22 protein-coding genes and 3 tRNA genes are annotated in these 22,517 nt (G+C 63.6%); 10 read left to right on the forward strand and 15 right to left on the reverse strand.

Annotation, left to right across the window (positions count from 1 at the left end; genetic code table 11):
- Positions 1-47: 47 nt before the first annotated feature.
- Entirely contained in the window at positions 48-539 is a 492-nt protein-coding gene (locus B2V90_RS21620; RefSeq protein WP_414711636.1) for a methylated-DNA--[protein]-cysteine S-methyltransferase, read from the forward strand.
- Between the two features lie 60 nt (positions 540-599).
- Complete coding sequence (locus tag B2V90_RS21625) at positions 600-1,541, forward strand: glutaminase (RefSeq protein ID WP_009821859.1); 942 nt, start codon at positions 600-602, stop codon at positions 1,539-1,541.
- 2 nt (positions 1,542-1,543) lie between these two features.
- Here B2V90_RS21625 and B2V90_RS21630 read toward each other — a convergent pair whose 3' ends face one another.
- From B2V90_RS21630 to aroA, 7 genes are all read right to left on the reverse strand, one after another.
- Positions 1,544-3,328, reverse strand: a complete 1,785-nt coding sequence (locus B2V90_RS21630; RefSeq protein ID WP_009821858.1) for a cation:proton antiporter — start codon at positions 3,326-3,328, stop codon at positions 1,544-1,546.
- 237 nt (positions 3,329-3,565) lie between these two features.
- Positions 3,566-3,651: transfer RNA gene (locus B2V90_RS21635), tRNA-Leu, on the reverse strand.
- A 48-nt stretch (positions 3,652-3,699) separates the two neighbouring features.
- Positions 3,700-3,990: an integration host factor subunit beta gene (locus tag B2V90_RS21640; RefSeq protein ID WP_009821856.1), complete on the reverse strand. Its 291-nt coding sequence runs from the start codon at positions 3,988-3,990 to the stop codon at positions 3,700-3,702.
- Between the two features lie 161 nt (positions 3,991-4,151).
- Positions 4,152-5,864: a 30S ribosomal protein S1 gene (gene rpsA / locus B2V90_RS21645; protein ID WP_009821855.1), complete on the reverse strand. Its 1,713-nt coding sequence runs from the start codon at positions 5,862-5,864 to the stop codon at positions 4,152-4,154.
- Between the two features lie 163 nt (positions 5,865-6,027).
- Positions 6,028-6,672 (reverse strand): (d)CMP kinase, encoded by a 645-nt coding sequence (gene cmk, locus B2V90_RS21650; protein WP_228222387.1) that lies wholly within the window; start codon positions 6,670-6,672, stop codon positions 6,028-6,030.
- Positions 6,669-6,917 (reverse strand): CBU_0592 family membrane protein, encoded by a 249-nt coding sequence (locus tag B2V90_RS21655; protein ID WP_228222388.1) that lies wholly within the window; start codon positions 6,915-6,917, stop codon positions 6,669-6,671. The genes cmk and B2V90_RS21655 overlap by 4 nt, the downstream gene beginning before the upstream one ends.
- Positions 6,914-8,224, reverse strand: a complete 1,311-nt coding sequence (gene aroA / locus B2V90_RS21660; protein WP_228222452.1) for a 3-phosphoshikimate 1-carboxyvinyltransferase — start codon at positions 8,222-8,224, stop codon at positions 6,914-6,916. Before aroA ends, B2V90_RS21655 begins: the two co-directional genes overlap by 4 nt.
- A gap of 177 nt (positions 8,225-8,401) precedes the next feature.
- On the opposite strand from aroA, the gene B2V90_RS21665 reads away from it, so the two are divergent.
- The 4 genes from B2V90_RS21665 to B2V90_RS21680 all read left to right on the forward strand — a co-directional run bounded on the left by B2V90_RS21665 (position 8,402) and on the right by B2V90_RS21680 (position 10,695).
- Positions 8,402-8,737 (forward strand): TIGR02300 family protein, encoded by a 336-nt coding sequence (locus B2V90_RS21665; protein WP_009821851.1) that lies wholly within the window; start codon positions 8,402-8,404, stop codon positions 8,735-8,737.
- 89 nt (positions 8,738-8,826) lie between these two features.
- Positions 8,827-8,902 (forward strand) — tRNA-Ala (locus B2V90_RS21670).
- 155 nt (positions 8,903-9,057) lie between these two features.
- Positions 9,058-9,133 (forward strand) — tRNA-Ala (locus B2V90_RS21675).
- Positions 9,134-9,300: 167 nt separating this feature from the next.
- Positions 9,301-10,695 (forward strand): BNR repeat-containing protein, encoded by a 1,395-nt coding sequence (locus B2V90_RS21680; RefSeq protein WP_228222389.1) that lies wholly within the window; start codon positions 9,301-9,303, stop codon positions 10,693-10,695.
- Between the two features lie 14 nt (positions 10,696-10,709).
- Here the strand turns inward: B2V90_RS21680 and B2V90_RS21685 are convergent, their stop codons facing one another.
- A complete protein-coding gene (locus B2V90_RS21685) occupies positions 10,710-12,986 on the reverse strand; it encodes an ATP-dependent helicase (RefSeq protein ID WP_228222390.1) in 2,277 nt (758 codons plus the stop codon).
- Between the two features lie 104 nt (positions 12,987-13,090).
- Here B2V90_RS21685 and B2V90_RS21690 point away from each other — a divergent pair, with 104 nt between their 5' ends.
- Both B2V90_RS21690 and B2V90_RS21695 read left to right on the forward strand, forming a co-directional pair.
- Entirely contained in the window at positions 13,091-13,489 is a 399-nt protein-coding gene (locus tag B2V90_RS21690; RefSeq protein WP_228222453.1) for a GFA family protein, read from the forward strand.
- Positions 13,490-13,613: 124 nt separating this feature from the next.
- Positions 13,614-14,078: a hypothetical protein gene (locus B2V90_RS21695; RefSeq protein WP_037542280.1), complete on the forward strand. Its 465-nt coding sequence runs from the start codon at positions 13,614-13,616 to the stop codon at positions 14,076-14,078.
- A gap of 79 nt (positions 14,079-14,157) precedes the next feature.
- Here B2V90_RS21695 and rsmD read toward each other — a convergent pair whose 3' ends face one another.
- Together rsmD and B2V90_RS21705 are read right to left on the reverse strand one after the other, a co-directional pair.
- Positions 14,158-14,694 (reverse strand): 16S rRNA (guanine(966)-N(2))-methyltransferase RsmD, encoded by a 537-nt coding sequence (gene rsmD, locus B2V90_RS21700; protein ID WP_228222391.1) that lies wholly within the window; start codon positions 14,692-14,694, stop codon positions 14,158-14,160.
- Entirely contained in the window at positions 14,691-15,602 is a 912-nt protein-coding gene (locus B2V90_RS21705; RefSeq protein ID WP_228222454.1) for a pseudouridine synthase, read from the reverse strand. Before B2V90_RS21705 ends, rsmD begins: the two co-directional genes overlap by 4 nt.
- A gap of 173 nt (positions 15,603-15,775) precedes the next feature.
- On the opposite strand from B2V90_RS21705, the gene B2V90_RS21710 reads away from it, so the two are divergent.
- Both B2V90_RS21710 and B2V90_RS21715 read left to right on the forward strand, forming a co-directional pair.
- Positions 15,776-16,234 (forward strand): response regulator, encoded by a 459-nt coding sequence (locus B2V90_RS21710; RefSeq protein ID WP_228222392.1) that lies wholly within the window; start codon positions 15,776-15,778, stop codon positions 16,232-16,234.
- 79 nt (positions 16,235-16,313) lie between these two features.
- A complete protein-coding gene (locus B2V90_RS21715; RefSeq protein ID WP_228222393.1) occupies positions 16,314-17,639 on the forward strand; it encodes an AmpG family muropeptide MFS transporter in 1,326 nt (441 codons plus the stop codon).
- Here B2V90_RS21715 and B2V90_RS21720 read toward each other — a convergent pair.
- The 5 genes from B2V90_RS21720 to trpB all read right to left on the reverse strand — a co-directional run bounded on the left by B2V90_RS21720 (position 17,624) and on the right by trpB (position 22,516).
- Positions 17,624-18,064, reverse strand: coding sequence for a DUF6628 family protein (locus B2V90_RS21720; protein ID WP_228222394.1), 441 nt, complete (start codon positions 18,062-18,064; stop codon positions 17,624-17,626). The two genes, B2V90_RS21715 and B2V90_RS21720, sit on opposite strands and share 16 nt — an antisense overlap.
- Before the next feature lie 66 nt (positions 18,065-18,130).
- Positions 18,131-19,453: a bifunctional folylpolyglutamate synthase/dihydrofolate synthase gene (locus B2V90_RS21725; protein WP_228222395.1), complete on the reverse strand. Its 1,323-nt coding sequence runs from the start codon at positions 19,451-19,453 to the stop codon at positions 18,131-18,133.
- A 28-nt stretch (positions 19,454-19,481) separates the two neighbouring features.
- Entirely contained in the window at positions 19,482-20,330 is an 849-nt protein-coding gene (gene accD, locus B2V90_RS21730; RefSeq protein ID WP_228222396.1) for an acetyl-CoA carboxylase, carboxyltransferase subunit beta, read from the reverse strand.
- Positions 20,327-21,151 carry a tryptophan synthase subunit alpha gene (gene trpA, locus B2V90_RS21735; RefSeq protein ID WP_228222397.1) on the reverse strand — a complete coding sequence of 275 codons (825 nt, stop codon included), beginning with the start codon at positions 21,149-21,151 and terminating at the stop codon, positions 20,327-20,329. Before trpA ends, accD begins: the two co-directional genes overlap by 4 nt.
- A gap of 123 nt (positions 21,152-21,274) precedes the next feature.
- Entirely contained in the window at positions 21,275-22,516 is a 1,242-nt protein-coding gene (trpB, locus tag B2V90_RS21740; protein WP_228222398.1) for a tryptophan synthase subunit beta, read from the reverse strand.
- Position 22,517: the final 1 nt, after the last annotated feature.

Below are 22,517 nucleotides of genomic sequence, written 5' to 3' on the forward strand. Positions count from 1 at the left end.
ATGGCGGCGTTGTCATGACCTCGCCACTTTTTCTGAAGGACCGTCGCGTGACTTTCGCCTGCATCCGTTTAGCCTCGCCCGTCGGCCTTCTGACCATCGTGGCGAGCGCCGGTCAATTGGTCGCAGTGCTCTGGCCGCAGGACCGACCCTCGCGCGTGCCCTTGCCTGCCCTTGGCGAGGCCAAGGATGATCCGTTGCTCAAGGAGGCATCGGCGCAACTGGCTGCCTATTTCGACGGCGAACTGAGGCGCTTCGACCTGCCGTGCGCGCTGGCTGGAACGCCGTTCCAGCGGGATGTCTGGCGCGCTCTAGACACCATTCCTTATGGTCAGACGCGCAGCTATGGCGCTATCGCGACCGACATCGGTCGGCCGACAGCGGTACGGGCGGTCGGGGCCGCCAATGGGCGCAATCCGCTGTCGATTATCACGCCTTGCCATCGTGTGGTGGGCAGGAACGGCGATTTGACCGGCTTTGCAGGCGGCCTGCATGCCAAACAGTGGCTGCTGGCCCATGAGGCGCGTGTCCTCGCTCGCTGAGCATCTTCTTTCCCGCGCGGCTTGTCGTTAGGGTGCCGCTCTGCGCATATCAGGGGCGACATGACGGAAGATCTGACGGATATAGTGGCGGACATCGTCGCCAGCATGCGGAGCGCGCCGGATCGGGGTCGCGTTGCCCACTATATTCCCGAGCTCGCCAAGGTTGAGGCCCGCCATTTCGGCATCGCTATCGCGACGGCCGACGGGCAGATGGTGACAGGCGGCGACGCCGACATGGGCTTTTCCATCCAGTCCATATCCAAGGTGTTCGCGCTGACCCTGGCGGTTGGCAAGGTTGGTGATCAGCTTTGGGACCGTGTGGGGCGTGAGCCATCTGGCACCGCCTTCAACTCGATCGTGCAGCTGGAGCATGAGCAGGGCATTCCGCGCAATCCCTTCATCAACGCCGGGGCGATCGTGGTTGCCGACGTCAATCTGGGCGGGCACCAGCCGCGCGTCGCCATTGGCGAGATGCTCCGCTTCCTGCGCTATCTTGCCGGGGATGACGATATCGCCATCAATGAAGCGGTTGCCGCATCCGAAACCGCCTCGGGCTTTCGCAACATGGCGCTCGCCAATTACATGCGGGCCTTCGACAATGTGCGCCATCCGGTCGAATTGGTGCTCGGCGCCTATTTCCATCAGTGCGCGATCGAGATGAGCTGCCGGCAATTGGCACTTGCTGGCCGCTATCTGATGCTCGACGGACGGCATCCCGATGGTGGCCGGGTTGTGTCGCCGCGCCGGGCGCGACGCATCAACGCCTTGATGCTGACCTGCGGCCATTATGATGCATCGGGCGACTTCGCCTTTCGCGTGGGGATGCCCGGCAAGTCTGGGGTAGGGGGCGGCATATTGGCTATCGTACCCGGCCGCGCGTCGATCGCGGTATGGTCGCCGGGATTGAACGCCAGCGGCAACAGCCAGCTGGGCACGCTGGCGCTGGAGGAACTATCCAGCCGCACCGGATGGTCGATTTTCAGCCCGCCCGTCGCCGGGTAACGTCAGTTTGTCTCGTCCGCACGCAGCCGCCGCAATTTGGGCGTCTTTTGCATCTGAGCCGCATCCTTGATGCCCATGCGCAAATCCTCGCGCGTTTGATGGATGGAGGCGATGACCGGCCCCATGGCAACGCCAAGATCCACGAGCGCGGTTTCCGCCAGTTGCAGAGAGCTTTCCAGCGTTTCGGGCACCGCATCGCTGGCCCCCGCGCGATAAAGCTGCGCGGCATGATCGGCATCGCGCGCGCGCGCGATGATGGGCAGGTCCGGCACCCAGCCGCGCACACGCTGCGTGACGCGGACCGACAACACCGGATCATCCATCGTGAGGATCAGCGCGCGCGCATGACCCAGGCGCAACCTGTCGAGCATTTCCACACGGGCGACGTCGCCAAATAATATGGGATAGCCCGCCCGGCGGGCTTCCGCCACGACGTCAGGGTCGGATTCCACGACGATGAAGCGCTGACTATGCGTGCGCAACAGGTCGCAGACCATGCGGCCGACCCGGCCAAAGCCGATGACCACCGCGGCGGCCTGCGTCTGGACGTCGTCGGTTTCCACGCGTTCTTCGCCAAGCGCCATTTCCAGGCGACGGGCGATATCATGGCCGAAGCGGGCCAGCAGCGGCGTGATGGTGAGGCCGATCGCGGTGACGATCTGCCAGAAAGCCGCGGTCGAAGGCAGGATCAGTTGCGCCGCGGCCGCAGCGGACAGCACGATCAAGGTCGTTTCCGACGGGCTGGACATCAGCACGCCGACCTCCAGCGCCGTCCCTTTGCGCGTGCCCGAAAAATAGAGCAGCGCCGCCGTGACCAGCGTCTTGCATAGAACCACGCCGAATACGGCCAGCATCAGGCTGGGCCAGTTGGCCAGGATGACGCGCAGGTCCAGGCTCATGCCCACGGTGATCAGAAAGACGCCGAGCGCCAGGCCCTTGAACGGGGCCGTGATGACCTCGACCTCGCCGTGATAGTCGGTTTCCGCGATCAGCAGGCCCGCGACCAGCGCGCCGACGATCGGCGACAGGCCGGCGATCGACGTCGCCATGCTGGAGATGATGACGACCAGCAGACTGGCGGCCAGAAAGACTTCGGGGCTTTTGGTGCGCGCCGCCTGACTGAAAATATGGGGCAGGGTGATGCGGCCGAGGATCAGCATGACCCCGACAGTCACGCCACCCCTGACCAATGTGCTGGCCAACGCGCTCCAGGCGCCGTCGGGGCTGCTGGCGACAGAGGGGGCGAGCGCACCCAGCATGAAGATGATCGGCACCAGCGCGAGATCTTCGAACAGCAGCATCGAAAAGGCGGCGCGGCCGACCGCACTTTGGGTGCCGACCATGGGCAGCACGACGGCGGTCGAGGACAGGGCGAGCGCAAGACCGAGGCCGATCGCCCCGGCGGTCGGTTGCCCCAGAAGATACAGCCCCGCCGCGATCAGCAGGCCGCTTCCGAATAATTCGGCCGCACCGACGCCGAAAACCTGCGCGCGCATCGACCAGAGCCGTTTGAAGCTCAATTCCAGCCCGATGGAAAAAAGCAGCAGAATGATGCCAAGTTCGGCAAATGGCTCGATGGCCTCCCCATCCGAAATGGTGATATGGTAAAGCCAGGGATAGCGCTCGACCAATGCCCCCAGGCCAGCCGGCCCGACCGCCAGCCCGACCAGGATGAAGCCGATGACCGGGCTGATCCGGAAGCGGGCAAAGCCGGGTATCACCAGCCCCGCTGCGCCAAGGATTACGAGAGAGTCACTGAAACTGTTGGGATCAATTGCGCCGGCCATGACCCATCATTGCCGCTGGGCATGCGAAAGACCAGCATGGAAGTAGAAAAAAGCTTCGAATGGCGTCGTTCAGGTTTGAAATCTCGGCGGCGAAGGCTGCGATAAGCCCGTTGCCGGAAGGGGCATGGCAGGGGCAGGCGCTCCAAGGATGCATCGGATCGCTAGTGCTGGGGGGCCATGGCCGATCGACGCGTCTGTTGCCGCCTGATGGCGAATGCCAAGGGCAGCATTGCACGCTGGTGCGGACGGCGGGACTTGAACCCGCATTCCCAGGGGGAGGCGGATTTTAAGTCCGCTGCGTCTACCGATTTCGCCACGTCCGCGTAAGCCATGGCCATAGCCGGCGCGGCGATCAGGTCAAGTCGCAGAAATCAGGCTTCGCTGCCGCTGTTCAAGCGTTCGCGCATTTCCTTGCCCGGCTTGAAATAGGGAACGCGCTTGGCGCAGACCGGCACTTGTTCGCCGGTGCGGGGATTGCGCCCTGTTCGGGCATCGCGAGCGCGGGTCGTGAATGCGCCGAAACCGCGCAGTTCAACCCGGCCGCCCGAGGCAAGCCGATCCACAATCTCACGAAAAAAGAGATCGACGATCCGTTCGACCTCCGGCACCGTCAGTCCCGGATTTTCTTCGGCCAGTTTCTGAATCAATTCCGAACGGATCATTGGTGTCCAGCTCCCCTCTGCTGTTCCCCCTGTCGTTTCATACTGCTTTTGTAAGGCGTTGACAATCGTCCGCCGCATTATCGTTGCGCTTGTGTCATAACGGGAAAGGCCCGCCGAACACGGGGTTCGACGGGCCTTTCGCCTTGCCATGTCGGAAGGGATCAGCCTTCGTTCTTGGCCTTGAGCGCTTCGCCCAGAATGTCGCCCAGCGAGGCGCCGCTGTCGGACGAGCCATACTGCGCAACCGCCTGCTTCTCTTCGGCGATCTGCATGGCCTTGACCGAGAAGGTCGGCTTCTTGGCGCGGTCGAAACCGGTCACCATCGCGTCGAACTTCTGGCCGACCTGGAAGCGTTCCGGACGCTGTTCGTCACGGTCGCGGCCAAGGTCGCTGCGCTTGATGAAGCCGGCGGCGCCGTCTTCACCGGCCTGGACTTCCAGGCCACCATCACGCACTTCCAGAACCGTCACGGTGACGATCGCGTTCTTGTTGAGGCCGGCAGCCGCAGCAGCGGTGCCGCCAGCGGCCGGGCCGCCACGCTCAAGCTGCTTCATGCCAAGGCTGATGCGCTCCTTCTCGACGTCGATGTCGAGAACGACTGCCTGAACCGTCTCGCCCTTGCGGTGCAGGGCCAGCGCATCTTCGCCCGAAATGCCCCAGGCGATGTCGGACATGTGGACCATGCCGTCGACGTCGCCGTCCAGGCCGATGAACAGGCCGAACTCGGTCGCATTCTTGACTTCGCCCTCGACCGTCGAACCAACGGGATGACGCTCGGCAAAGCTGTCCCAGGGGTTGGACTGCGCCTGCTTGAGGCCCAGGCTGATGCGGCGCTTTTCGGGATCGACTTCCAGAACGAGGACTTCGACTTCCTGGCTGGTGGACACGATCTTGCCGGGATGGACGTTCTTCTTCGTCCAAGACATTTCCGAAACGTGGACCAGGCCTTCGATGCCCGGCTCCAACTCGACGAACGCGCCATATTCGGTGATGTTCGTGACGCGGCCCGTCAGCTTCGCGCCGACCGGATATTTGGCGCTCGCGCCTTCCCACGGATCGCTTTCCAGCTGCTTCATGCCCAGCGAGATGCGCTGGGTGTCGCGGTTGATGCGAATGATCTGCACCTTCACCGTGTCGCCGATGTTGATCATCTCATTGGGATGATTGATGCGCTTGTAGCTCAGGTCGGTAACGTGCAGCAGGCCGTCGATGCCGCCCAGGTCGACGAACGCACCATAATCGGTGATGTTCTTGACGACGCCTTCGATGATCTGACCTTCGGCCAGTGTCTGGATGAGGCCGCTGCGCTGTTCGGCGCGGGTTTCTTCCAGAATGGCGCGGCGCGACACGACGATGTTGCCGCGGCGGCGATCCATCTTGAGGATCTGGAAGGGCTGCGGAATGTCCATCAGCGGCGTGACGTCGCGCACGGGGCGGATATCGACCTGGCTGCCGGGAAGGAACGCGACGGCGCCGTCGAGGTCGACGGTGAAGCCACCCTTGACGCGGCCGAAGATGACGCCTTCGACGCGGGCGCTTTCGGTGAATTCGGCTTCCAGCTTGTCCCAGGCGGCTTCGCGGCGGGCGCGGTCGCGCGACAGCATCGCTTCGCCATGGGCGTTTTCGACGCGGTCGACATAGACTTCGACTTCGTCGCCGACCTTGAGGTCAGCCTTCTGGCCGGGCATCGCGAATTCGCGCAGCGGCACGCGGCCTTCGGACTTCAGGCCAACGTCGATGACGGCCAGGTCGTTTTCGATGCCGGTAACGGTGCCCTTGACGACGCGGCCTTCGAAACCGCCATCTTCGCCACCGAGAGAATCATTGAGCAGCGCGGCGAAATCGTCGCGCGAGGGAAATGCCGTAGAGGCCATTAAGTCGTTCCTTCACTCGTCATTGCTGGCCAACCGGTTGTATCCGGTGGTCTTTGGCCAAACTACGCGCCAGGCCGAATACCCGTCGCGTATCCAATGGGTTGAGAGCCAAGGGACGCGCCGTCGAGAAAAGCGAAAAGGGCGCCCGGAAAATCCGCGCGCCTTATCGGGTCACTTGTGCGGAGCGACCTTCCAGCTGGGCGTCCACAAGCGCGATCGCCCGCTGGACGGCCGCGTCTATAGTCAATTCCGACGTGTCGAGCAAGTCCGCGCCATCGGCGACCCGCAGCGGAGCGTGGTCCCGGCTCATGTCGCGGGTGTCGCGCGCCTGAATGTCCGCGACCAGCGAATCCATGTCCGGGTGCCCGCCATGCGCCAGCGCATCCTTGTATCGGCGTTCCGCGCGCACATGCACGCTGGCGGTAACGAAAATCTTGGCGTCGGCATCGGGCGCGATCACCGTCCCGATGTCGCGTCCGTCCAGGATCGCACCGCCGGGCTGGGTCGCGAAATCGCGTTGCCGCTGAACCAGCGCATCCCGCACGATCTGATGCACGGATACGCGACTGGCGAGGCTGCCGACCGCTTCACTGCGCAGCGCCGGGTCAGCGAGCAATGCGTCACCGAAATTGCAGGCGGCCAGGGCATCTTCTTCCCGATCGGGATCGCCGCCGGCCTTTAGTACCGACAGGCCCACCGCACGGTAAAGCAGGCCCGTGTCCAGCACAGGCAACCGATAATGGCGGCCCAATGCCTTGGCGATCGTACCCTTGCCGGATGCTGCGGGACCATCGACGGCTATAATCATTGTCTTTTCCTGCGGAGCGCGTTGCCAAGCCCGAGCAGCGCGATTGCGGCCCAGACGATTTCCAGCGCCATCGACGCCATGTTGAAATGGACCGTCAGCGACCAGATGAGAAGCAGCGACCCGACGAGGTTGAGAAGGTTGAAAATGAGGAAGTTCAGCTGTCGGGCCATGTTGCTGTAGGCATAGGCGAAGACCATGAGTGCGCTGCCAGCAAGGCCAACCAGATTGGCGAGGTCAAGGTTCATGCGACAGCCCCTAATTCGCGCAACAGCGGGATAAAGGTCGGGAAGCTGGTGGCGACCGGGCGCATGTCGTCGATCGTGACCCCTTCACGCGACGCCAGGCCCGCGATGGCAAAGCTCATCGCGATGCGATGATCCAGCTTCGTCGCGATCGGGCCGCCGCCGGGCAGCAACTGGCCGCCCGTGCCTTCGATGATGAGGCCGTCCTCCATTTCCTCCACTCGCGCGCCGATCGCACGCAACCCCTCTGCCATGGTCGCGATCCGGTCGGACTCCTTGACCCTCAGTTCCTCCAGCCCGCGAAAGACGCTGCGCCCCTGCGCAAGGGCCGCTGCGACGAAGGCCACGGGATATTCGTCGATCATGCTGGGGGCACGGGCAGGATCGGGCTCAACGCCGGTCAGCACCGATGCCGTGACGACCAGGTCGCCAACCGGCTCCCCGCCGACATCGCGCGCGTTCACCACCTCGATGGACCCGCCCATTTCACGCAGCAGGTCGATCAGCCCGGCCCGCGTTGCGTTCAGGCCGACATTGGCGATCGTCACCTTTGATCCCGGCACGACCAGCGCTGCGACCATCGGGAAGGCGGCCGAGGACGGATCGCCCGGCACCATGATTTGCTGCGGCTTGAGTTCGGCCTCGCCGATCAGCGTGATGACACGGGCGCCATCGGCCTGCTGCTCCACGCGCAGATCCGCGCCGAATCCCTGGAGCATGCGTTCGCTATGGTCGCGCGTCGGGATCGGCTCGACGACACGCGTGATCCCGGGCGTGTTGAGACCGGCCAGGAGAATGGCCGACTTCACCTGCGCCGATGCGACGGGCAGCACATAGTCCATCGGCACCGCCGGGCATGCGCCCCTCATCGTGAGCGGCAGGCGGTCGCCAGGACTGGTCGTGAAGCTGGCGCCCATCTGGGCAAGCGGCTCCGTCACGCGTGCCATCGGCCGCTTGCTCAAGGATGCGTCGCCGATGAAGGTCGCGGTAAGATCATGGCTGGCCAGCAAGCCCATGAGCAGCCGCGTGGACGTGCCGCTATTGCCCATGTCGAGCGCGGTGTCCGGCTGCAACAGGCCGCCGACGCCCACGCCGTGGATATGCCATACGCCATCGTGATCGCGCTCTATCCGGGCGCCCATGGCGCGCATCGCCGCAGCGGTGGCAAGCACATCCTCGCCTTCCAGCAGGCCTTCGACGCGGCTTTCCCCGACCGCCAGAGCCGACAGCATCAGCGATCGATGCGATATGCTCTTGTCGCCCGGCACGGTGACGCTGCCCGAAAGAGGCGGCGTCGCGCGGAAGGTCATGGGCATGGGCTGGTCTTCGGTCTGGGTCACAACTGTCCCTTGTCATGGAACGGAAAAAATCTCCGCGGCTTTTGACAGCGGGGTTTGCCTATGGCAAGGCGCGCCTCGTTTCGCGGGCGACCAGACTGTCGCGCCGCGTGATTTCTGTTTGAGCATCGAAGAAGGAACAGGCCGGACATGGTGAAGGCTGAATGGGGCACGAAGCGGACCTGCCCAAAATGCGCGACTCGCTTCTACGATCTGGGCAAGGACGATCCGGTGGTGTGCATCAACTGCAACACCGCTTGGGAACCCGAGCCCGTGCTGAAATCGAAGCAGCCCTTGCCCTATGAGGAAGCGCCCAAGAAGGTGGTGGAAACCGCCGATGGCGAGCGGGAAACGGCTGATGACGATCTGGACCTGGATATCGACGTCGATGATGACGACGATTCCCCGGACAATGACGTCGATCTGGGCGGTGACGACGACCTGGGCGTCGAAGCTGGCAATGACGACGACAATGACGACAATTAACTGAAAATTCCGCTTGCCAATGGGGTCTGACGATCCTAGAGGCAGCGACCTCCGAAGCGCCGGCCCAAGCGGCGCTTCGGGTTGGTGACGGGGCCTTAGCTCAGCTGGGAGAGCGCCTGCATGGCATGCAGGAGGTCAGCGGTTCGATCCCGCTAGGCTCCACCAGTTTTGCCGATCAGGGAAATGTCCAGGGGCATTTGCCGGCAAAACTCCCGAAGCGTCAGCGCAGGGCGGACCTCAGTCCGGGGCTACACCATTATTTGGCCAACGGTTTTCCGGACATGGCCTGACCTGATTGGCGCGGCGTTGCTGCGCAGGATGGGGCCTTAGCTCAGCTGGGAGAGCGCCTGCATGGCATGCAGGAGGTCAGCGGTTCGATCCCGCTAGGCTCCACCAAAAATCAAATGGAGTCTGGATATCGTAATGCGCGTTGGATCTGTCGCGTCCTGACGTCGCGGCGCATGGTCGTTGCGGGCGCGCATTTGTCGCCATGGTGATCATGCTTGCGGAGCCGAACCACATGTTCGAGGGTTAAGCAGCCGCAACAAAAGAATGGCGTGGCAATGAAATTCTCTCTTTTCCTGGCTGCCGCCGGCGCGATGGCGGCAACCGGCTGTGCTTCGGACGCGCGCCCCAATGATCTGTGCGAGGTGCCGCCGCCTCGCCAGGCTGGTGGAGCGCTGCCGATCGGCCAGGCTTGGAGCGGCACGATCGTGCCCTTCGGATCAGCGGTGAGCAGCGACGGACGATTGGTGGCAGCCTATTACGATGCGGAGCGATATCTGACGCTCGCCACCTATGACCCGGAGGCGGAGCGTCTTTGCCGTAAGCGACTGGCGTCCCGTTTCGCAGGATGGGACGCGCATAACGCGTTGACAGTGGCGATCGACGACGCCGGCACAGTGCATATTGCCGGCAACATGCATGTCAGTCCGCTTGTGTATGCGCGAGGGCCGCTGGATGACCTGGACGCAGTCCGGTTGCAGCCAATGCTCGGACGCAATGAAGTCTCGGCCACCTATCCGCAGTTCATGCATGACGACGATGGCAACCTGCTGTTTCTCTATCGCGATGGCATGTCGGGAAACGGTAGCTGGCTGCTCAACGCATGGAATGGCGGTAAGTGGCAACGCATCGGCGAGCTATTCGCCGATCGCGACACCAAAGGCCCCGTCAACGCCTATCCTACCGCCTTTGTAAAGGACGGATCGGGACGGTTCCATGTTGCTGTGGTGTGGCGGCGGACGCCCGACGTCGCAACCAATTTCTCGCTGACCTATGCGTCGACGCGCGACTTTCGCCAATGGGATGTCGGGGGCCGGCGTGTCAACGGTCCGCTGTCGCCGGAAACCATGGAAATGGTCGATGCGCCCGGCGTGCAGCATGGGCTGGTCAACAATGCCTTGCTGCAGATCAGCCGGTCGGGGAAGCCGGTTTTGCTCTACACCAAGTTCGTCGATGGCCAAAAAAGCGGCGTTGTCGCGGCGAACAGAATGAACGGTGCCTGGCGCGAACAGACGATTGTGGTTGGCAAGACGGCGGTGCAGGTCTCCGGTGGCGGAAGCATGCCCGGCTTGCCGGTGTTCCGCTTTGGTGAAACGCGCGACAACGGCGATATGCATGTCAGCGCGGTCATCGCTGGTGACCAGACAGAATTGCTCCTCAATCCCGATACATTGAAAGCCAAGCCGTGGCGGTCGGATGTCGGCCCGAACGGCAATAGCGCTCCCGTGAAACCGGTGACTAAAGTCTCGCTTGAAATCCCGCAGGGCATGGACAACGCGACCATTCGCAAGGTTCAGGTTCGTCAGAACGGCATGGACGGCCCAATTGAAGGCGAATTGCGGTGGTTTGCACAGGGCGTCAATCAGGACAGGCCCCACGCCTGCACAAAACAGGCCCCTGTGGCCTGCAAGCCGCCTGCGTCGCCGCTCCTGTGGGTTCCTGCCGCCGAGTAGGTGGTGCGCGACGGTCACGCGATGGAAATGAAGCTGTCCATCACGCGCTTGCGGCCGGCGGTTTCGAAGTCGATCTCCAGCTTGTTGCCCTCAATCTCCGCGACGGTGCCATAGCCGAATTTCTGGTGAAAGACGCGCAGGCCGATGCTCATGTCGCTGCGGCCCTTATTGCCCAGCGAGACAGCGGAGGACCGCGCTTCCACGATGCGCACCGGCTCTGCGCTAAACTGGCCCGATGATTGCGCGCGCTGCCAGCCCGGTCCCCGGCCAGTGCCGCGGGCGACATTGGCGAAGGGGTCTTCCCGTTCCGACCAATTGGCGCGCCATAGCGACGCGCCGCCGCTCATGCTGCTTTCCTCCTCGACATGCTCGGGGGGAAGCTCCCCGACAAAGCGCGACGGGATCGAACTGGTCCATTGGCCATAGATGCGGCGGTTGGCGGCATGCAGGATGGTGCAGCGCCGCCGCGCGCGCGTGATCGCAACATAGGCCAGCCGGCGCTCTTCCTCCAGGCTGTTGAGGCCCCCTTCATCGAGCGCGCGCTGCGAAGGAAACAGGCCTTCCTCCCACCCCGCAAGGAACACATGCTCGAACTCCAGGCCCTTGGCGGCGTGAATGGTCATGATCGTGACCTTGCGCTCTTCCGCCTGCGCCTCATTGTCCATCACCAGACTGACATGCTCCAGGAAGGCGCCCAGCGTGTCATATTCCTCCATCGCGCGGGTCAATTCGGTGAGATTTTCGAGCCGCCCGGCGCTTTCGGTTGTGCGATCGGCCTGTAGCATCGCGGTATAGCCGCTCTCGTCCAATATCTGGCGCGCCAGTTCGGCATGAGGCAATTGCCCCGCGCGATCACGCCACCGCGCCAGATCGCCGATGAAGGCGCCCAGCGACCGGCGCGCCTGTGGCGTCAATTCGTCCGTGTCCAGGATCCGCGCGGCGGCGAGGGTAAGCGGAATCCCCTGCGCGCGGGCAAGGCGATGCAGTTTTTCGACAGCCTTGTCCCCCAGGCCACGTTTGGGCACATTGACGATCCGTTCGAAGGCCAGATCGTCGGCAGGTTGATTGACAAGACGCAGATAGGCGAGCGCATCGCGGATTTCGGCGCGCTCATAGAAGCGAAAGCCGCCGATGATGCGATAGGGGAGGCCGATCTGGATGAAGCGATCCTCAAACTCGCGCGTCTGATGCTGCGCGCGCACTAGGATCGCCACATCGTCCAGCGACCCGCCGCTCCGTTCGATCGCCTCGATATCCTCGCTGATGCGCCGCGCTTCTTCCGGCCCGTCCCAGACGCCGATGACCTTGACCTTTTCGCCCACATCAATGTCGGTCCACAACGTCTTGCCCAGGCGATTGCCATTTTCGGCGATTACGCCCGACGCTGCGCCTAATATGTGCGGGGTCGACCGGTAATTCTGTTCCAGCCGGATGATCGTTGCGCCGGGAAAATCCTTTTCGAACCGCAGGATATTGGCAACCTCTGCGCCGCGCCAGGAATAGATTGACTGATCGTCATCGCCCACGCAGCAGATATTCTTCCGCTCCTGCGCCAACAGCCGCAGCCACAGATACTGGCTCGAATTGGTGTCCTGATATTCGTCCACCATGATATAGCGGAATTTTTGCTGATACTGCTCCAGCACGTCGCGATGCGTCTTCAGGATCGTCAGAACATGCAGCAACAAGTCCCCGAAATCGCACGCGTTCACGTCACGCAGGCGCGCCTGATAGGCGGCATAGAGTTTCTGCCCCTTGCCATGGGCATAGCCCTCCGCCTCGCCCGCGCTGACTTCGTCGGGCGTCAGCCCCTTATTCTTCCACTGATCGATCAAGCCGCCTAATTGGCGGGCGGGCCACCGCTTTTCGTCAATGCCCTCCGCCTGGATCAATTGCTTCATCAACCGCAACTGGTCATCGGTGTCCAGGATGGTGAAATTGGATTGCAAGCCGACCAGTTCGGCATGACGCCGAAGCATCCGCGCGGCGATGGCGTGGAAAGTGCCGAGCCAGGGCATCCCTTCGACCGCGTCGCCGATCATCGCACCGACGCGCGCGCGCATTTCCCGCGCGGCCTTGTTGGTGAAGGTGACCGCCAGAATTTCCGACGGCCAGGCGCGACGCGTCGCGACCAGATGGGCCAGCCGCGCCGTCAGCGCCGCCGTCTTGCCGGTTCCCGCGCCGGCCAGCACCAGCACCGGCCCCTCGGTCGTCAGCACGGCCTCTCGCTGCGGCGTGTTGAGGCCCTTCAAATAAGAGGGATCGTTGGGTGAAGGTGCGGGAAGCGTCATGCAAAATCAACTAGGGTCGGGCAGGGATGGGGGCAAGGGCAGGGCCTTGCCCGTTCGCGCTTTCTATGAGAACAAAAAGCGAATCATGCAAGGGGATGACTGTCATGCTCACCGGCCAATGCCAATGCGGTGCCATTCGCTATACGGTGCAGGGCGATCCGGCGTATAGCGCGCTATGCCATTGCGGCGATTGCCGGGCGAGCGCCGGAGCGCCGATGGTCGGATGGGCGCTGTTTCCCGAGGACAAGCTTGTCATCAGTGGCGAGCCGGTCAGCTATCGCTCGTCCGAAAACGCGATCCGTCAATTTTGCGGGACCTGCGGCACCGGGCTTTTCTACCGCAATCCCGTTGTCTTTCCGGGCGGGATCGACCTTCAGACCGCGACGCTGGACGATCAGGACGCGATCCCTCCCCAGGCGCATATCCAATGGGCCGAAGCGGCGCCATGGGTAAAGGCGATACAGGATTTGCCCAGGTTCGATCGCTATCCCGAAGCCCCCTGAGCTTTAAGGCGGGCACTGGACCCGGATATTTTCGTCGCTATTCGGGAACGGCTTTTCCTTGCGCGGTGTTCTGTCTTTCGCACGAGCGGGCACCGGGGCACGATAAAAGGAAAGGATGTTCCCGATGAAAACGTTCCTGTTGGCAGGCGCCGCCCTGCTCGGCGTTTCGGCCATTTCCGGCACGGTCCTCGCGCAAGACGCCATGACACCGGGCAGCATGACACCGGGCAGTCAGCCGCCCGCCGACACCATGACCCCGCAGACCGACCCGGCCATGCCCACGCCGCCCGCAAATCCCTCGACGAATATGCCGACGCAACCCGACGGCTCGTCCATGCCCATGCCCGCTGACCCGAATGCAGGCCAGCCTACCGGCGCCGTGCCGGCTGATCCCGGTATGATGCCCGCCCCTGCCAATGCCCCCCGCGATCCCGCAGCGCCGATGGGTTCGGCGGAAAATCCCGTGACCATGGGCGGCAATATGACGCCGCCCCCGACCGAGGCGAAGGACTATCCCGTCTGTTCGCGCACGGTTCAGGACAGCTGCATCAATCGCGGCCAAGCCCGTGCTATGCGCAAGCCCGGCTGAGTCGGCCGGCTTAGCCAATGGCTCGGCCATATGAGGGCCGGTCCGGCATTTTGGACCGGCCTTTTCTGCGCGACGTGCCTTATTCCGGCCGCAAAAGCGTCAACCGCGCCTTGCCGACGTCGCGGCTGGCGTCGATAGCATAGCCTTTCACGACGACGTCTTCCCGGTGGCCGGTTTCGATCGAAATCCAGCTGGCCGGCCCGGTCCATCCCAATCGTCCGAGCTTATCCAGTGCGACCTGGCCCGCGCCCGTGTCATAGGGCGGGTCCATGAAGATGATGTCCAGCGGCGCAGGGGCTGGACCAAGCGTCAATACGCTCGACGGACGAATGTCGGGACGAACGCCAAAGCGATCACCATTGGCGCGGATTGCGTCGAGCGCCGCCTTGTCCTGCTCGACGAACAGGCATGTGGCCGCGCCGCGTGAGAGCGCTTCGAACCCCAAGGCGCCCGACCCTGCGAAAAAGTCCCCCACCGCCAGACCTTCGAAAGACCCGATCCGGCTTGTCAGCATGGAAAACAGCGTTTCGCGCGTGCGATCCGCCGTGGGCCGAGTCGCGTCGCCCTTGGGCGCGGTCAGCGGGCGACCGCGCCATTCGCCCGCGATGATCCTCATGCCGCGCCGCCCTTCAGGGTCTTGCGAAAAAGAATGAGGTCGTGCTGGCGCACTTCCTCCACCGTTCCGACCGCCAGTTCCCCAAGGGAAAAGGGGCCATAGGCCGTGCGGATCAATCGGTTCACCTTCAGCCCCAGATGTTCCAGCACGCGCCGGACCTCGCGATTCTTGCCTTCGGTCAGCGTCATTTCAATCCATTGGTTGCGCCCGGTCCGGCGCTCCAGATTAGCCTCGATCTGGCCGTAGCGAATGCCGTCGATTTCCAGCCCGTCGAACAGGTCCTCCAATTGTTGCTGGCTGACCTCTCCGAACGCCCGCGCACGGTAGGTGCGTGGCACGCCGGTCGCGGGCAATTCCATCTGCCGCTTGAAACCACCATCGGTCGTCAGCAGCAGCAGCCCTTCGGTGTTCATGTCCAAGCGCCCTATCGGCATGACACGCGGCAGTCCGTCGGGCAGGCGATCATAAATGGTCGGGCGACCGGCCGGATCCCGTTCGGTCGTCAAGCATCCGGTGGGCTTGTGGAACAAGAACAGCCGCGTGGGCGCAGGGGCGGCAATGGCGACGCCGTCGACCGTAACGCCATGCAGCGACGTCAGCAGCGTCGCGGGCGTATCGACCGGCGCGCCATCCAGGGCGATGCGCCCGTCTGCGATCATCCTTTCGATTTCCCTGCGTGACGCGACTCCGGCCCGCGCCAGCAGCTTGGCGATGCGCTGAGGTTCGTTCTTGCCGGAGGCTGCTGCGGCCGCGCGGGCGGGATGCGGATTGGCTTCCTGCGCGGCCCGGGGCGATCGGCGGACGGTGGACTTCCCCGTCGCGGAGCGCTGACGCGGGCCGTCAGGACGCTTAGGGCCACCGCCGCCTGCCCCCCTACGAAGCGATCCGGATTTTTTCGGCGGTTCCACGGTCAATTCCTTTTCCTTGTCACTGGCCGTTCCCATATCCGAACAAAGCCAGCATTGAGCTGAAATGTGCCGCTCCGGAGACTATGCGAAGGAGTTTGCGTCCCGTGGGGCAACCCGGTGCGGGCGCGCGGCGTTTCTCTTATCGCATGGCGGAATCAGGGCGGGCTTGGCAAATGTTTTTCGGTTTGTTGAAAGAGGAAGAAAAGCGGCCCTCACGGCGCAAGGCAATCAAATCCATCCTGGTGGTGGAAGATGAGCCGCTGGTAGCCTTTGACAATGAACATGCGCTGGAACAGGCGGGCTACCGGATCGCTGCCACTGTCGACGACCATGATCATGCCGTGCGCGTCATTGATGAAGGCGGCGTGGATTTGGTGGTGGCTGACGTCGCCCTCCAAGGCGAAAAAAGCGGAATCGACATCGCGCGTCACGCCGCGGAACGCGAGCTGCCGGTGCTGTTCGTCACTGGGCGCTGTCCGGGGGACGCCCGCGCGCTGGCCATCGGCTGTCTATCCAAACCCTATGCCCAGCGAGACCTGATCGCGGCGATCCAGGTGGTCGACGCGGTCCTGCGCGGCGCGCGCCGGCCCAAGTTGCCGCCGGGCCTCACCCTGTTCGAGCCGCGCGGCTGATCGCTGCAATCGCTGCTTGCCTGATGCGCCTCACGCCATATGGTGGCGCAAACGGACGCCAAGGGGATCGCGCGCATTTATGACCGAAATTTTGCAGGGCAGGCGCTCATGGGTGGATGCTGTGAAACCCTATGCGGAAAAAGCCCCGCTCGCCGCCTTTTTCCTGGGCGTTTCCTCCGGCTTTCCCTTCGCCATGATCGGTGCAACGCTCACGACGCGCCTGGCGCAGGACGGGATCGACAAGAAGGCGGTGACGGCCTTCACCCTGGCGTTCCTCGTCTATAATCTGAAATGGATCTGGGCGTGGGTCGTCGATGGCGTCCGCGTGCCGATCATCGGCCGTCTGGGCCAGCGCGTGTCCTGGCTGCTTATTGCTGGTGCGTTGTCGATCCTCGCGGTCGTCAACCTCGCTCTGGTAGACCCCACGACCAGCCTGCTCCAGACCGCTTATGCCGCAATCCTGGTCGGTGTCGCGGGTGCGACCTACGACATCGTCATCGATGCCTACCGCATCGAAATATTGGAGCCGCGCCAATTGGGCATCGGGTCGGGCATGTCGCAATATGGCTGGCGCATCGGGTCGGTCGCGGCCGGATCGCTTGCGCTCGTGCTGGCGGCGCGGATCGGCTGGCACGGCGCCTATCTTGCCTGCGCGGTCTTCGCGCTTCCTGCCATGCTGACAGGCTTGATCGTCGGTGAGCCCGCGCGGCATCGCGAGGCCGTCAGTCGCCGTGGGCTGGGGGAGGTCTGGCAATCCATCGCCGGCCCCCTTGCCGAATTTTTCCGCCGGCGCGGTGCGTTTCTGGTGCTGCTCTTCATCCTGTTGCACAAGATCGGCGATACGCTGGCCAACCTGACCTTCCGCCTGCTGTTTGACGACATGGGCTACAGCAATGACGAAATTGCCATTTATGACGTCGGCATGGGCTTCTGGGCCTATCTTGTCGGGATTTTCATTGGCGGCATTCTGTATGCGCGGCTCGGCATGAAGCGGTCGGTGCTGATCAGTCTCGTGCTGATGTGTGTGTCCAATTTCAGCTTTGCCGCGCTCGCGGCGCTCGGCAAAAGCAATTGGGGCATGGCCGGCGCGATCGGCTTTGAAAATTTCGCGAGTGGCATCGGTGGCGTGACGGTCGTCGCCTATTTCTCTGCCCTGTGCGACTTGCGCTTCACCGCCTCGCAATATGCGTTGATTTCCGCCGCGGCCAGCATCGTTGGCCGTTTCCTGACCGGCACGACGGCCGGCGCGTTGATCGAACGCTTTGGCTATGTCGATTTCTACCTTCTGACCACGGGCCTGGCCGTACCGGGGATCCTGCTATTCTGGCTGATGATGCGCGCCGGCCTGATCGACGCGAGCGTGGGAACGGCAGCGACGGCGGGGAAGGATCAGCCCGCCGCGTAAAGATCGAGCGGTCGGCCCAGGTCGCTGTGGGCCTGTGCCACCGCCTGCAGGCAGGTTAGCGCACCCAGGGCATGGTCGTTGCCCAAAAGCGCGCTCACCTGGTCATAGGCCTGATTCGGATCGCGCAGGGCCAGCCCCGTCGCTTCCATCATCCTTGCCTCATCAGGGGTCATCCGCGCGCAGCAGCAGGGTGCGACCATGATCCTGCGGCTCGATGCGCGGGCCAGTTCCAGCATCATCGCGCGCATCAGCACCAGCGGCCGGCGGTAGCTGCGTCCGAAAGCCCCCAGCATGGCGTTGGCTGCATGCGCGTCATTCACCCCGGCGCTGGCCATCCGGCGCATCACGAACAGGAATAGCCGGCTGCCATAGCCGCCCGGAATAGGACGGGGTAAGTCGACGGGGGAAGTCTCTCCATAAGCCATAGAATCGCGCCTTCTTGATTGGTCGAAGCCGCAGGATAGGCTATTGCGAAGCAGTCGCAAGTATATTCAGTCGGGTAATTGCCCGTTCAGTCGCAAAACCTGCCCGGCCAAATAGAGCGATCCGCCCATCAGCAGCTTGGCCGGCGGCTCGGCAAGGGACGCCATGGCCAGGATCGCGGCGTCCGGCCCTTCATGGGCGGTGCAGCCAATGCCCCATTGATTGGCAATGGCGGCGAAGCGATCGGCCGGGTGATGATCATGGCCGGGTACGGGCAATGCGTGGATATGTCCGACGATGCCGGCAAAGGGCGCGAGGAAGGCGTCAATATCCTTGTTGGACAGCATGCCGACCACGAGATGAAGCTTTCGCCCCTCCAGCCGTTCCGGCGTAAAATAGGCGGCGATGGCTTCGCCCGCTGCGGCATTATGGCCGCCGTCCAGCCATGTGTCGGTACTGGGCGGCAAGGGCGCCAGCAACGGTCCTCGCTCCAATCGCTGCAAGCGGGCGGGCCATTGCGCCCAGAGCGGCGCAGCCTTGAGCGCGGCGCAGGACAATGGCACAACGTGCTGATGGCGCAGCATGGCGATGGCAAGCGCCGCATTGTGAACCTGATGCGCGCCCGCCAGCCGGGGCAAGGGCGTATCGATCCGTCCATGCGCGTCGCGATAGTGGAGCCGGTCGCGATAGACGGCGGCATCCCACCCGTCGCCCTGACCGATCCACTGTGTCCCTGCTTGCGTCACCGCCGCCGTCATGATCGGCTCGAGCAGGTCTGGATAGCGCTGCGTTACCAGTGGCGCGCCCGCCTTTGCGATGCCGGCCTTTTCCGCGGCGATCAGCGCCAGCGTGTCGCCCAGAAAGGCCTGATGATCGATGCCAAGCTGCGCGATGCCGCAGACGACGGGATCAACGATGACATTGGTCGCATCGAGCCGTCCGCCAAGCCCCACTTCGATGATGCAGGCGTCGGCACGATGTTCGGCAAAGGCCAGGAAGGCAGCGGCCGTCGTCACCTCGAAAAAACTGGCGTTCACGCCCTCCGCAATGTCCAGTACGCGTTCCAGATAGCGCGCCAGCTTCGCGTCGTCGATCAATTGGCCGGCGATGCGGATGCGTTCATTGAAGCGCACCAGATGCGGCGAGGTAAAGACATGGACGCTCTTTCCATCCGCCTCCATCGCCGCACGCAGGAAGGCGCAGGTCGACCCCTTGCCATTGGTTCCGGCGACGTGAAACACAGGGGGCAGCGCGCGGTGTGGATCACCCAGCCGTTCCAGCAGGCGCGTGATCCGCTCCAGCCCCAATATGTCCGCGCCCGGCGATAGCGACCAGAGCCGATCCAGTTGCGCCTGTACGTCCGGATCATCCGAAACGGCATGGTCGGCCACGGCGCTATTCCCCCTTGGCGCGTAGCGGTCAGGCGGCTGCGCGGGGCCGCAGATAGCCGATCACCCGCGCCAGCGTATCGCGCAATTCGCTGCGATGGACGACCATGTCCAGCATGCCATGGTCGAGCAGATATTCGGCGCGCTGGAACCCTTCGGGCAGTTTTTCGCGGATCGTGCTCTCGATGACGCGCTGTCCGGCAAAGCCGATCAGCGCATTGGGTTCGGCGATCTGAATGTCGCCCAGCATGGCATAGCTCGCGGTGACGCCGCCGGTCGTCGGATCGGTCAGCACGACGATATAGGGCAATCCCTTGGCATGCAGCTTCTGGATGGCGACGGTCGCGCGGGGCATCTGCATCAGCGACAATATGCCTTCCTGCATCCGCGCGCCGCCTGCGGCGGTGAAGATGACATAGGGGCAATCATGCGCGATCGCGTCATTGACCCCCTGGATGAAGGCTGCGCCGACACCCATGCCCATGGACCCGCCCATGAAGGCGAAATTCTGCACCCCCATCACCAGCGGGACTTCGTCGATCGCGCCGCGCGCGTTGATCAGCGCGTCCTGATCGCCAGTGGCCTGGCGCGCGGCCTTGATCCGGTCGGGATAGCGCTTGCTGTCGCGAAATTTGAGCGGGTCTTCGCTGACATGGGGCGTGGGCAGCAGGATGAAGCCGGCGTCCAGTATCTGCGCGAACCGTTCATTCGGCCCGATCCGTCCATGATGGTCGCAACGCGGGCAGACCGACAGATTTTCTTCCCACTCCTTGATGAACACCATCTCGCCGCAGGACGGGCATTTGTGCCACAGCGTTTCGGCGGTGGTCTCCTTCTTGGTGAAGGGCAGGGCGTTGCGGACGCGGTTGATCCAGCTCATGCGGCAGTCTCTTGGGCTTGATGGGTGAGCGCGCCGCGCAGTGCGGCGACGAAGTCCTGAACGAAGGGGGCGGCGGCGTCGCCATGGCTACCGACAATATCGACGATCGCCGATCCGACGACGACGCCATCGGCGACGCGACCGATTGCGGCGGCCTGTTCGGGCGTGCGGACGCCAAAGCCGACAGCCACCGGCAGGTCGGTGGCGGCCTTGAGCCGGGCGACCGCCATCTCGATCGACGATTGCGCCGCCTGTTGCTTACCGGTGATGCCCGCGACCGCGACATGATAGAGGAAACCGCTCGCGCCATCGAGGACGGCGGGCAGGCGTTGCGCGTCGGTCGTCGGCGTCGCCAGACGCACCGGATGCACATTCGCCGCGCGCAGGGCTGGGCCGATTTCGGCATCCTCCTCGGGCGGCACGTCGACGCAGATGACGCCATCGACACCGGCCTCTTGGCACTGATCCGCGAACCAGTCCGCGCCGCGCACCAGCATAGGATTGGCATAGCCCATCAACACCAGTGGGGTGTCCGGATGCCGCGCGCGGAAATCCGCCGCCAGCGCGAACACGTCCCTGGTCTTCGTGCCAGAGCCGAGACTACGCAGATTGGCCAGTTCGATCGCGGGACCGTCGGCCATGGGATCGGTAAACGGCATCCCAAGCTCGATAATGTCCGCGCCGCCCGCGACTAGCGCGTCAAGGATGGCGGGCGTCGCCGCGACGTCCGGATCGCCAGCGGTTACGAAGGTGATGAGCGCAGCGCGCCCCTGCGCCTTGCAGGCGGCGAAGCGGGTGGAGAGGCGGTCAGTCACGGGCATGTCCCAACTTCCGTTCGCCCTGAGCTTGTCGAAGGGCTGATCTTCTTTTCGACCTTCTACTGAGAGAAGTGCCGGACTTCGACAGGCTTAGCCCGAACGGGTTGTGATATTGCCGACTGGCCCTCACATCTCAACTCCCAGTGCATCCGCCACCGTGAAGATGTCCTTGTCGCCACGGCCCGACAGGTTGACGACGATGATCTTGTCTGCGTCCAGCGTGGGTGCGACCTGCTCGGCCGCCGCGATGGCATGCGCGGATTCCAGCGCGGGAATGATGCCTTCGAGGCGCGAGAGCGACTGGAAGCTTTCCAGCGCTTCGTCATCCGTGATCGGCATATATTTGACGCGCCCGATCTCATGCAGCCAGCTATGTTCAGGGCCAATGCCGGGATAATCGAGGCCCGCCGAAATGCTGTGCGCCTCCGTGATCTGGCCATCCTCGTCCTGGAGCAGATAGGTGCGGTTGCCGTGCAAAATGCCCGATGCGCCACCCGCCAGGCTCGCGGCATGCTTGCCGGTCAGCCCTTCGCCCGCCGCCTCCACACCGATCATCGCGACTTCGGGATCGTCGAGGAAGGGGTGGAACATGCCAATGGCGTTGGACCCGCCGCCTACCGGCGCGATGAGCATGTCGGGCAGGCGGCCTTCGGCGTCCAGCATCTGCGCGCGGGTTTCCTTGCCGATCACCGACTGAAAATCGCGCACCAGTTCGGGATAGGGATGCGGCCCCGCCGCCGTGCCGATGATGTAGAATGTGTCATGCACATTCGACACCCAATGGCGCAGCGCGTCATTCATCGAATCCTTGAGCGTCGAGGAACCGGAATGGACCGGGATCACTTCCGCGCCGAGCAGTTTCATGCGGAAAACGTTGGGCTTTTGCCGCTCGACATCCTTGGCGCCCATGAAAATCTTGCATTCCAGGCCGAAGAGCGCCGCGACGGTCGCGGTGGCCACGCCATGCTGGCCAGCGCCCGTTTCCGCGATGACCTTCTTCTTGCCCATACGCCGGGCGAGCAGCGCCTGGCCGATGCAATTGTTGATCTTGTGCGCGCCGGTGTGGTTGAGCTCTTCGCGCTTCAGGTAGATTTTCGCGCCCTTGCCCGGTTCCGCTTTGGTGCGCAGCGCTTCGGTCAACCGACCGGCATAATAGAGCGGATTGGGGCGGCCGACATAGGTGCGGAGCAGTTCGGCCATCTCCGCGTCGAAGGCCGGGTCTGCCTTTGCCGCCTTATAGACTTTTTCCAGTTCCAGGATCAGCGGCATCAAGGTTTCGGCAACGTAACGACCACCAAAGGCGCCGAAATGGCCGTTGGCGTCGGGCTGGCTGCGCAGGCTGTTGGGCAGGGCAATGGTGTCAGTCATG

The organism is Sphingobium sp. UBA5915 (assembly GCF_002431195.1).
GTDB classification, from domain to species: Bacteria; Pseudomonadota; Alphaproteobacteria; order Sphingomonadales; family Sphingomonadaceae; genus Sphingobium; species Sphingobium soli.

What these genes read in the sequence shown, in the direction of transcription:
- B2V90_RS21625 (WP_009821859.1), top strand. Translation starts at nt 600, where the DNA reads ATGACGGAAGATCTGACGGATATAGTGGCGGACATCGTCGCCAGCATG.
- B2V90_RS21630 (WP_009821858.1), bottom strand. Translation starts at nt 3,328, where the DNA reads ATGGCCGGCGCAATTGATCCCAACAGTTTCAGTGACTCTCTCGTAATC.
- B2V90_RS21640 (WP_009821856.1), bottom strand. Translation starts at nt 3,990, where the DNA reads ATGATCCGTTCGGAATTGATTCAGAAACTGGCCGAAGAAAATCCGGGA.
- rpsA (WP_009821855.1), bottom strand. Translation starts at nt 5,864, where the DNA reads ATGGCCTCTACGGCATTTCCCTCGCGCGACGATTTCGCCGCGCTGCTC.
- cmk (WP_228222387.1), bottom strand. Translation starts at nt 6,672, where the DNA reads ATGATTATAGCCGTCGATGGTCCCGCAGCATCCGGCAAGGGTACGATC.
- B2V90_RS21655 (WP_228222388.1), bottom strand. Translation starts at nt 6,917, where the DNA reads ATGAACCTTGACCTCGCCAATCTGGTTGGCCTTGCTGGCAGCGCACTC.
- aroA (WP_228222452.1), bottom strand. Translation starts at nt 8,224, where the DNA reads ATGACCTTCCGCGCGACGCCGCCTCTTTCGGGCAGCGTCACCGTGCCG.
- B2V90_RS21665 (WP_009821851.1), top strand. Translation starts at nt 8,402, where the DNA reads ATGGTGAAGGCTGAATGGGGCACGAAGCGGACCTGCCCAAAATGCGCG.
- B2V90_RS21680 (WP_228222389.1), top strand. Translation starts at nt 9,301, where the DNA reads ATGAAATTCTCTCTTTTCCTGGCTGCCGCCGGCGCGATGGCGGCAACC.
- B2V90_RS21685 (WP_228222390.1), bottom strand. Translation starts at nt 12,986, where the DNA reads ATGACGCTTCCCGCACCTTCACCCAACGATCCCTCTTATTTGAAGGGC.
- B2V90_RS21690 (WP_228222453.1), top strand. Translation starts at nt 13,091, where the DNA reads ATGCTCACCGGCCAATGCCAATGCGGTGCCATTCGCTATACGGTGCAG.
- B2V90_RS21695 (WP_037542280.1), top strand. Translation starts at nt 13,614, where the DNA reads ATGAAAACGTTCCTGTTGGCAGGCGCCGCCCTGCTCGGCGTTTCGGCC.
- rsmD (WP_228222391.1), bottom strand. Translation starts at nt 14,694, where the DNA reads ATGAGGATCATCGCGGGCGAATGGCGCGGTCGCCCGCTGACCGCGCCC.
- B2V90_RS21710 (WP_228222392.1), top strand. Translation starts at nt 15,776, where the DNA reads ATGTTTTTCGGTTTGTTGAAAGAGGAAGAAAAGCGGCCCTCACGGCGC.
- B2V90_RS21715 (WP_228222393.1), top strand. Translation starts at nt 16,314, where the DNA reads ATGACCGAAATTTTGCAGGGCAGGCGCTCATGGGTGGATGCTGTGAAA.
- B2V90_RS21720 (WP_228222394.1), bottom strand. Translation starts at nt 18,064, where the DNA reads ATGGCTTATGGAGAGACTTCCCCCGTCGACTTACCCCGTCCTATTCCG.
- accD (WP_228222396.1), bottom strand. Translation starts at nt 20,330, where the DNA reads ATGAGCTGGATCAACCGCGTCCGCAACGCCCTGCCCTTCACCAAGAAG.
- trpA (WP_228222397.1), bottom strand. Translation starts at nt 21,151, where the DNA reads ATGCCCGTGACTGACCGCCTCTCCACCCGCTTCGCCGCCTGCAAGGCG.
- trpB (WP_228222398.1), bottom strand. Translation starts at nt 22,516, where the DNA reads ATGACTGACACCATTGCCCTGCCCAACAGCCTGCGCAGCCAGCCCGAC.